At 71.8% G+C, this 9618-nt stretch carries 2 protein-coding genes; both read left to right on the top strand.

All coding sequences use genetic code 11. The annotated features are described in order from the left end of the window. Positions 1-3421 (top strand): non-ribosomal peptide synthetase (locus tag GCN81_RS27270; RefSeq protein ID WP_156727241.1); only part of this gene is annotated, 3421 nt, incomplete at its 5' end. Then, positions 3418-9618, top strand: a 6201-nt coding sequence (locus GCN81_RS27275) for a non-ribosomal peptide synthetase (protein WP_197287800.1), incomplete at its 3' end; no start/stop codon positions are given. The genes GCN81_RS27270 and GCN81_RS27275, both read left to right, overlap by 4 nt.

The raw sequence follows: 9618 nt of genomic DNA on the forward strand, positions 1-9618 counted from the left end.
TCTGGAGATCCTGGCCGACGACCCGGACCAGCCTGTCTCGCGTCTGGACCTGCTGGTGGCCGATGAGCGTGAGCTGGTTCTGACTGGCTGGAACGACACCGGAGTCGATGTTCCCGGTGGCACGTTGCCGGATCTGATCCAGGCCCAGGTCGCCCGTACCCCGGATGCCATCGCTCTGGATGACAACGGCATCCAGCACACCTATGCGGAGCTGAATGCCGCCGCCAACCGTCTGGCCCGTCATCTGACTGTGCTGGGGGTTGGTCCGGAGCAGATCGTGGCTTTGGTCCTGCCCCGCTCCGGGCACATGACCACCGCTCAACTCGCGGTGCTGAAGACCGGTGCCGCCTACCTGCCGATCGACCCGGACTACCCGGCCGACCGGATCACCCACATGCTCACCGACGCATGCCCCACGCGCGTCCTCACCCTCTCCGGCCTGACCGGACGGGTCACGACAGGCGACAGCAACGTCCTGGTCCTGGACACAGCGCAGACCGTCGCGGAGCTGGCCGAATACCCGGCGCATGATCTGTCAGACGGGGACCGCACCATGGTGCTGCGTCCGGAGCACCCGGCGTATCTGATCTACACCTCTGGTTCGACGGGTAAGCCCAAGGGCGTCGCGGTCACCCACACCGGTATCCCCTCCTTCGCCCGGATGGAAGCCGAACGATTCCAGGTCAGCACCGGCCACCGCGTGCTCCAGTTCGCCTCGCCCAGCTTCGATGCTTCCGTGCTGGAGCTGTGCATGGCCTTCACGACCGGCGCCACTCTGGTCATCCCGCCCCCGGGACCGCTCGCCGACGAAACTCTCGCCGACGTCCTGACCGGCCTGCGGATCACCCACACCCTCATCCCGCCCGCAGCGCTGGCGACCATTCCCCAGCGTGCCTATCCGGATCTGCACACCCTGATCATCGGCGGTGACGCGAGCACACCCGATCTCGTCAACACCTGGGCCCCCAAGGTGCGCCTGGTCAACGCGTACGGACCCACCGAGTCCACCGTCGCTGCGACCGTCACCACCGCCCTGCCCCCGGGCACCGGCCAGCCCCCCATCGGCACACCGATCGCCAACACCCGTACCTACATCCTGGATTCAGCCCTGCGCCCGGTACCTCCCGGGACCGCGGGTGAGCTGTACATCGCTGGGCCGGGTCTGGCCCGCGGATACCTGAACCGGCCTTCCCTGACTGCCGAACGCTTCACCGCCGACCCCTTCGGGGCACCGGGTGAGCGCATGTACCGCACCGGGGACGCGGCTCTATGGGCCCGGGACGGGCAGATCCACTACCTGGGCCGCACCGACCAGCAGGTCAAACTCCGCGGCTACCGCATCGAACTCGACGAGATCAACACCACCCTCACCACCCACCCCCACATCACCCAGGCCGTCACCCTGATCCGTGAGGACCAGCCCGGCATCAAACGCCTCGTCAGCTACCTGGTTCCCGACGGTGATCATGCCCCCGACGTATCGGAACTGCGGGCGCACCTGGCCACCACCCTGCCCGAGTACATGATCCCGGCCGCGTTCGTGACCCTGACCACGCTGCCGCTGACCCCCAACAGCAAACTCGACCGCAAAGCCCTGCCCGCACCCGAATACACCACCACTCCCGGACGCGAACCCCGCACCCCCCAGGAGAAACTCCTCGCAGACCTCTTCGCCGAAACCCTCGGCCTCCCCACCATCAACATCGACGACAGCTTCTTCCAACTCGGCGGAGACAGCATCGTCTCCATCCAGTTGGTCAGCCGGGCCCGCAAGGCCGGCCTCGTGTTCACGCCCCGGGAGGTCTTCGAGCACCGGACCGTAGCGGCGCTGGCGGCCGTGGCGACGTCCGCGGAGGCGGCCGTGGTGGAGGACCCGGACGCGGGGCTCGGTGACGTACGGCTCACGCCGATCATGCATTGGCTGCGGGAACTGGGCACGCCCGTCGACCAGTTCGCTCAGGTGGCGCTGGTGCTGGTACCGGCGGCACTGGGCGAGGACCGGCTCACCTCCGCGCTCCAGGCCGTGCTCGACCACCACGACGCGCTGCGCGCCCGGCTGGTTCGCGGTGACGGTGACGCCTGGTCGCTTGAGGTTCCCGAGCGCGGCAGCGTACGAGCGGCGGACTGCGTCGAGCGCGTCGTCGTCAAGGGGCTGGACGAGAGCGCGCTGCGGGACACGATGTCCGCACACGCCAGGGCCGCACACGCCGCGCTGGCACCGGAGTCGGGTGCCATGGTGCGGGCCGTGTGGTTCGACGCGGGACCGGACACGCCCGGCAAACTGCTGCTGGTCGTTCACCACTTGGTGGTGGACGGTGTGTCCTGGCGCATCCTGCTGCCCGACCTGGCCACCGCCTGGGAAGCCGGCGCGACGGGGCAGCAGGCAGCCCTGGAACCGGTCGGCACGTCCTTCCGCACCTGGGCCCGGGAGTTGGACGCCCTGGCCCTGCGGGAGGAGCGGGTCGCGGAGCTCGCGCTGTGGACCAGGACCCTGGATGTGGCGGACCCGCCGTTGGCGCACCGCGCCCTCGATCCGGCCCGCGACACGACGGGTACCGCACGGACGCTCACGCTGACGCTGGACGAGGAGGCCACGCAGGCGTTGCTCACGAGCGTGCCGGCCGCCTTCCACGCCGGGATCAACGACGTACTGCTGACGGGTCTGGCGCTGGCCGTCGGCCAGTGGCGCCGCACCCGGGGCTCGGACGCCGCGGGTTCGCTCCTGGTGGACCTGGAGGGGCACGGCCGCGAGGACGTGCTGCCAGGCATCGACCTGTCCCGGACGGTCGGCTGGTTCACCTCGGCCCATCCGCTGCGGCTGGACCTGGGCGCCCTCGACATCGCCCAGGCCCTGTCCGGCGGACCGGCGGCGGGCGAGGCGCTGAAGCAGGTGAAGGAGCAGCTGCGCGCCGTCCCCGACCACGGGCTCGGCTACGGGCTGCTGCGCTACCTGAACCCGGAGACGCGAGAGCGGCTCGCGGGTCTGGCGAAGCCGCAGATCGGCTTCAACTACCTGGGCCGGTTCCCGGGGGCGGCGGACACCGACGCCCTGTGGATGGCCGTGCCGACCGGTGACCTGGACACCGGGGATCCGGGCATGGCGCTCACCCACGGTCTGACGCTCAACGCCCTGACGCAGGACCATCCCGAAGGACCGCGGCTGGCCGCGACGTGGACGTGGGCCGCGGGCCTGTTCCCCGAAGCGGAGGTCCGCGAGCTCGCCGAGGCGTGGTTCCGCGCGTTGCGGGCCCTGGTGACGCACTCCGCCGATCCGGAAGCAGGCGGCTACACGCCGTCCGATCTGCTGGTGTCGCTGTCTCAGGACCAGATCGATCTGCTCATGCACGACGAAGACGAAGACGAAGACGCCGAGTTCGACGAGTTCGACGAGTCCATGGACGACTGGGGGACCCCGGAGTGAAGCAGTCACGAGTTGAGGAAATCCTGCCCCTCTCGCCGTTGCAGGAGGGCATCCTCTTTCACTCCCTGTACGACGAGCAGGCGCCGGACGTGTACACCGTGCAGCTGGTCTTCGAGCTGGAGGGCGCGCTGGACGTCCCGGCGCTGAAGGCGGCGGCGCGGGCCATGCTGGCGCGTCACGCCAACCTGCGGGCCGGGTTCCGGCATCAGGGCGTGGACCAGCCGGTTCAGCTGATCCGCCGTGAGGTGCCGCTGCCGTGGCGCGAGGCCGATCTGAGCGGGCTTCCGGAGGACGCGCGGGCGGCGGAGCTGGAGCGGCTGCTCACCGCCGACCGGGCGCGGCGGTTCAACCTGTCCAAGCCGCCGCTGGTGCGGTTCGGGCTGGTGCGGCTGGCCGCTGACCGGTTCCGGTTCGTCGTCACCAACCACCACATCCTGCTGGACGGCTGGTCCACGTCGGTGCTGGTCGCCGAGTTGTTCCAGACGTACGCGCGACAGGGCGACGCGTCGGCGCTGCCGCCGGTCACGCCGTATCGCACCTACCTGGCGTGGCTGGCCGGGCAGGACCGGGGCGCGGCCGAGGCAGCCTGGCGGGCGGCGCTGGGCGGGGTGGAGGAGCCCACGCTGCTGGTTCCCGCGGACCCGAGCCGGGAGCCGCTGCTGCCCGAGCGGGTGTCGGCGGAGCTGTCGCAGGAACTGACGGCGCGGCTCACCGAGCGGGCGCAGGCGCACGGGCTGACCATGAACACCGTTGTGCAGGCCGCGTGGTCGCTGCTGCTGAGCCGTCTGACGGGCCGCGACGACGTGGTGTTCGGCACCACCACGTCCGGCCGCCCGCCGGAGATACCAGGCGTGGAGAGCATGGTCGGGCTGTTCATCAACACCCTTCCGGTGCGGGTGCGGCTGGACCCGGCGGAGTCGCTGCTCGACGCCCTGGGGCGCATCCAGCGGGAGCAGAGCGCGCTGATGGCGCACCAGTACCTGGGGCTGGCCGAGATCCAGCGGTTCGTGGGTACCGGTGACCTCTTCGACTCCTTGGTGGTGTTCGAGAACTATCCGTTCGACGCGGAGGCGGGCAAGGAGGCGGTCGGCGGGATACGCGTCGTCGGAGGCGAGGGCCGGGACGCCAACCACTACCCGCTCAACGTGGTGGCCATCCCGGGTCCGCGGCTCCAGCTCCAGGTCAACCACCGTCCCGACCTGTTCACACGGGAGGAGGCCCAGCGGCTGACCGACAGCCTGCTGGGGGTGCTGGAGACCCTGGCGGACGACCTCGACCTCCCGGTCGGGCGGGTGGACGTGCAGGATCCGGCCGAGCGGCGGCGGGTGCTGGAGGAGTGGAACGCCACGGCCCGCGACACCGACCGGCGTACGGTGCCGGAACTGTTCGAGGCCCAGGTGGCGCGGACGCCGGACGCCCCGGCGGTGGTGTGCGGGGACACCACCCTCAGCTACGCGGAGCTCAACGCGCGGGTCAACCGGCTCGCGCACCAGCTGATCGCCGCCGGCGCGGGTCCTGAGCGGTTCGTGGCGCTGGCGCTGCCGCGCTCGGCCGATCTGCTGGTGGCGCTGCTGGCGGTGCTGAAGTCCGGTGCCGCGTACGTGCCGATCGAGGCGGACTACCCGGCCGAGCGGATCGCGTACATGCTCGCCGACGCGCGCCCCGCGCTGCTGCTGACCGACACCGCGACCGGTGCCGAGCTGCCCGCGACCGAGGGCACGCCCCGGCTGGTCCTGGACGCGGCGGACACGGTCGCCGCGCTGGCCGCCCGCCCGGTGACCGACCCGGTGGACGCGGACCGTACGGCCCCGCTGACTCCGTCGAACGCGGCGTACGTGATCTACACGTCCGGTTCCACGGGGCGCCCCAAGGGCGTGCTGGTGGAGCACCGCCAGCTGACCTCGTACCTGGTGTTCTCGCGGAACGCCTACCCCAGCACGAGCGGCACGGCCGTGCTGCATTCCCCCGTCTCGTTCGACCTGACGGTGACGGCCACGTACGCCCCGCTGATCTCCGGCGGTCAGGTGCTGGTGGCGGGCCTGGAAGAGGAGGAGCCGGACACCGGTGGCGCCCCGCGCGCCGGGTGCACCTTCCTCAAGGTGACGCCGGCCCACGTTCCGCTGCTCAGCGCCCTGCCCCAGGAGTTCTCGCCGACCGGAGAGATCGTCATCGGTGGCGAGCAGTTGCTCGGCGAGGTGCTGGATGAGTGGCGGCGGCGCCGGCCGGGCGCCACGGTGATCAACGAGTACGGGCCCACGGAGACGACGGTGGGCTGCATGGAGTACCGGATCGCGCCCGGCGACCCGGTGCCCGCGGGCGGCGTGTCGATCGGCCGCCCGATCTGGAACACCCGGGTGTACGTACTGGACAGCGCCCTGCGTCCGGCGCCGGTCGGCGTCGCGGGGGAGCTGTACGTGGCGGGCGTCGGGGTGACCCGCGGCTATCTCAACCGGTCGGGGCTGACCGCCGAGCGCTTCGTCGCCGACCCGTTCGGCCCTCCGGGCAGCCGGATGTACCGCACGGGCGACCTGGCCCGGTGGGCGGCGGACGGGAACGTCGACTACCTGGGGCGGCTGGACGACCAGGTGAAGGTGCGCGGCTACCGCATCGAACTCGGCGAGATCGAGGCCGCGCTGGCCGGGCACCCGGACGTCGCCCAGGCGGTGGCCCTGGTGCGGGAGGACCGGCCGGGCGACCGGCGTCTGGTGGGGTACGCGGCGATGGCTCCCGGCGCCGCGATGCCGTCGACGGGCGAACTGCGCGAGCGGGTGGCCGCCGCGGTGCCGGAGTACATGGTGCCGTCCGCGTTCGTGGTGCTGGACACGGTCCCGCTCACGCCCAACGGCAAGGTGGACCGCAAGGCGCTTCCGGCACCCGACCTCGGGACGGCGGCCGTCGGGCGGCTGCCCAGGACGCCACAGGAGGAGATCCTCGCCGGGCTGTTCGCCGAGTTCCTCGGGGTGGCGTCGGTCGGGATCGACGACAGCTTCTTCGAGCTGGGCGGGCACTCGCTGCTGGCCACCCGTCTGATCAGCCGTATCCGTACGGCACTGGGTGCGGAGCTCCCGATCCGGGTGCTGTTCGAGGCGCCCACCGTGGCCGCTCTCGCCGACCGGCTGTCCGGGGCGCAGCGGGCGCGCACGGCGCTGACCCGTGTCGAGCGGCCCGAGGTGGTGCCGCTGTCGTTCGCGCAGCGCCGCCTGTGGTTCCTCAACCGCTTCCAGCCGTCGGACGCCTCGTACAACATCCCCGTCGCGCTCCGGCTCTCCGGCGACTTGGACCGGGATGCGCTGGAGGCGGCGCTGGGCGATGTCGTGGCCCGGCACGAGAGCCTGCGGACGGTCTTCCCCGAGGTGGACGGAGCGGCACGGCAGCAGGTGCTGTCCATGGACGCGGCGCGGGTCGCACTGTCCGTCGTGGAGACCGACGAGGAGGCTCTGGGCGCGCTGCTGGCCGATGCCACGGGCGCGGCGTTCGACCTCACGGTCGAGGTGCCGTTGCGGGCGTGGTTGTTCTCGATGGCCGGGGACGAGCATGTGCTGTTGCTGGTGTTGCACCACATCGCGGGTGACGGCTGGTCGATGGGCCCGCTCGCACGTGACCTCGCCGCGGCGTACACCGCTCGTTGTGGCGGTACGGAGCCGCAGTGGTCACCGCTGCCGGTGCAGTACGCCGACTACACCCTGTGGCAGCGCGATGTCCTGGGCACTGAGGACGACCCCGAGAGCCCCATCAGCCAGCAGCTCACCCACTGGACCACCGCACTCGCGGGGCTGCCCGAGGAGCTGGGGCTGCCGACCGACCGGCCCCGCCCGGCAGCCAGCGACTTCCCCAGCGACGCCATCTCCCTCACCCTCCCGCCGCAGCTGCACGCAGACCTGCTGGCATTGGCACGGGACTCCGGCACCAGCCTCTTCATGGTCCTGCAAGCCGCACTGAGCGCGCTGTACACCAAGCTGGGCGCGGGACACGACATCCCGATCGGCACCGCCATCGCAGGACGCACCGACGAAGCCCTTGACCACCTCGTCGGCTTCTTCATCAACACCCTCGTCCTGCGCACCGACACCAGCGGCAACCCCACCTTCCGCGAACTCCTGAACCGCACCCGCACCACCAACCTCACCGCCTACGCGCACCAAGACCTCCCCTTCGAACGCCTCGTAGAAGCCCTCAACCCCGAGCGCTCCCTCACCCGCCACCCCCTCGTCCAAACCATGCTGTCCCTGCAGACCGCGGCGGTGGCGGACATCAGCCTGCCGGGGCTGCGGGCCGAGCGGGAGCCGGTGGGAGTGGCGACCGCCAAGTTCGACCTGGCCTTCGAGCTGGCCGAGCGCAAGGCGGCGGACGGCGCCCCTGAGGGCATCGACGGCGTGGTCCACTTCAGCCGCGACCTCTTTGACCGGGCGTCGGTGGACACCCTGGCCGCGCGACTGGTGCGGCTGCTGGAGGCGGTGGCCGCGGATCCCAAGCGGCCGATCGGACAGGTCGAGGTGCTCAGCGCCGACGAGCGGCGGGCCCAGGAGCAGTGGAACGACACGGCGCGAGAGGTGTCGCGGGCGCCGCTGCCGGAGCTGTTCCAGGCCCAGGCAGGCCGTACGCCGCAGACGGTCGCGCTGCGCTTCGAGGACACGGCGGTGTCCTTCGCCGACTTGAACGCCCGGGCCAACCGGCTGGCGCACGAGCTCGTCGCACGCGGTGTGGGTGCGGAGCAGTTCGTGGCGCTGGCACTGCCGCGCTCGGTGGAGTGGGCCGTCGCCCTGCTCGCCGTCGGCAAGGCCGGTGCGGCGTTCCTGCCCGTGGACCCCGACTACCCGGCCGACCGCATCGGCTACATGCTCGACGACGCCCGGCCCGCACTCGTCATCACCACGGCCCGGCTGGCGGACCGGGTCGCCGCCGCGGGCGCTGACCGGGACCGGCTGCTGCTCGTGGACGCCCCGTCCTGCGCCGCGGCGCTGGCCGCGCGGCCGGACACGGACCTGGTGGACGCCGATCGCGTCGCCCCACTGGATCCGGCCCACGCGGCGTACGTCATCTACACGTCGGGTTCGACCGGCCGGCCCAAGGGCGTCGTGGTCACCCACAGCGGTCTGGCCAACCTGGCGGGCACACAGATCGAGCGCTTCGGCGTCGAGCCGGGCAGCCGGGTGCTCCAGTTCGCCTCGCCCAGCTTCGACGCGAGCGTGTCGGAGCTGTGCATGGCCTGGCTCTCCGGCTCCACCGTGGTCCTGGCCCCGGCCGACCGGCTGCTGCCCGGCGACCCGCTCAGCGAGCTCGTCGCCGAACACGCCGTCACGCACGCCACGATCCCGCCCGCCGCGCTCGCCGCGCTGCCGACCGACGCGCTGCCCGAGGGGATGACCCTGATCGTGGCGGGCGAGGCGACCGCGCCTGATGTGGTGGAGCGGTGGTCGGCGGGCCGTCGGATGATCAACGCGTACGGCCCCACCGAGATGACCGTGTGCGCCACGATGGGCGACCCGCTCAGCGGCTATCAGGCGCCGCCGATCGGGCGTCCGGTGTGGAACACCCGTGCCTACGTCCTCGACCAGCACCTCAGGCCCGTCGCGCCCGGTGCATCGGGTGAGCTGTATCTGGCGGGTCTGGGGCAGGCGCGCGGCTATCTGCGCCGCCCGGCCCTGACGGCGGAGCGGTTCGTCGCCGACCCGTTCGGCCCGGCGGGCGGACGCCTGTACCGCACCGGTGACCTGGCCCGCTGGACCGTCGACGGCCAGCTGGAGTTCATCGGCCGCGCCGACGACCAGGTGAAGGTCCGCGGCTTCCGCATCGAACTCGGCGAGATCGAGGCAGCGCTGGCCGCGCAGCCCGGTGTCACCCAGGCCGTCGCACTGGTCCGCGAGGACAGGCCCGGCGACAAGCGCCTGGTCGGCTACGTCGTCCCCGGACCGGACGAGCGGCTGGAGCCGACGCTGCTGCACAAGGGTCTGGGCGATGTGCTGCCCGACTACATGGTGCCGTCCGCGTTCGTGGTGCTGGACGCGCTGCCGCTGACCCCCAACGGCAAGGTGGACCGCAAGGCCCTGCCCATGCCGGAGGTGGACACGGCGAGCACCGGCCGGGCGCCGCGCACCCCGCAGGAGGAGATCCTCGCCGGGCTGTTCGCCGAACTGCTCGGCGTGCCCGCGGTCGGGATCGACGACAGCTTCTTCGCCCTGGGCGGACACTCCCTGCTG

Source organism: Streptomyces apocyni (genome assembly GCF_009739465.1).
In the GTDB taxonomy this organism is placed as follows: domain Bacteria; phylum Actinomycetota; class Actinomycetes; order Streptomycetales; family Streptomycetaceae; genus Streptomyces; species Streptomyces apocyni.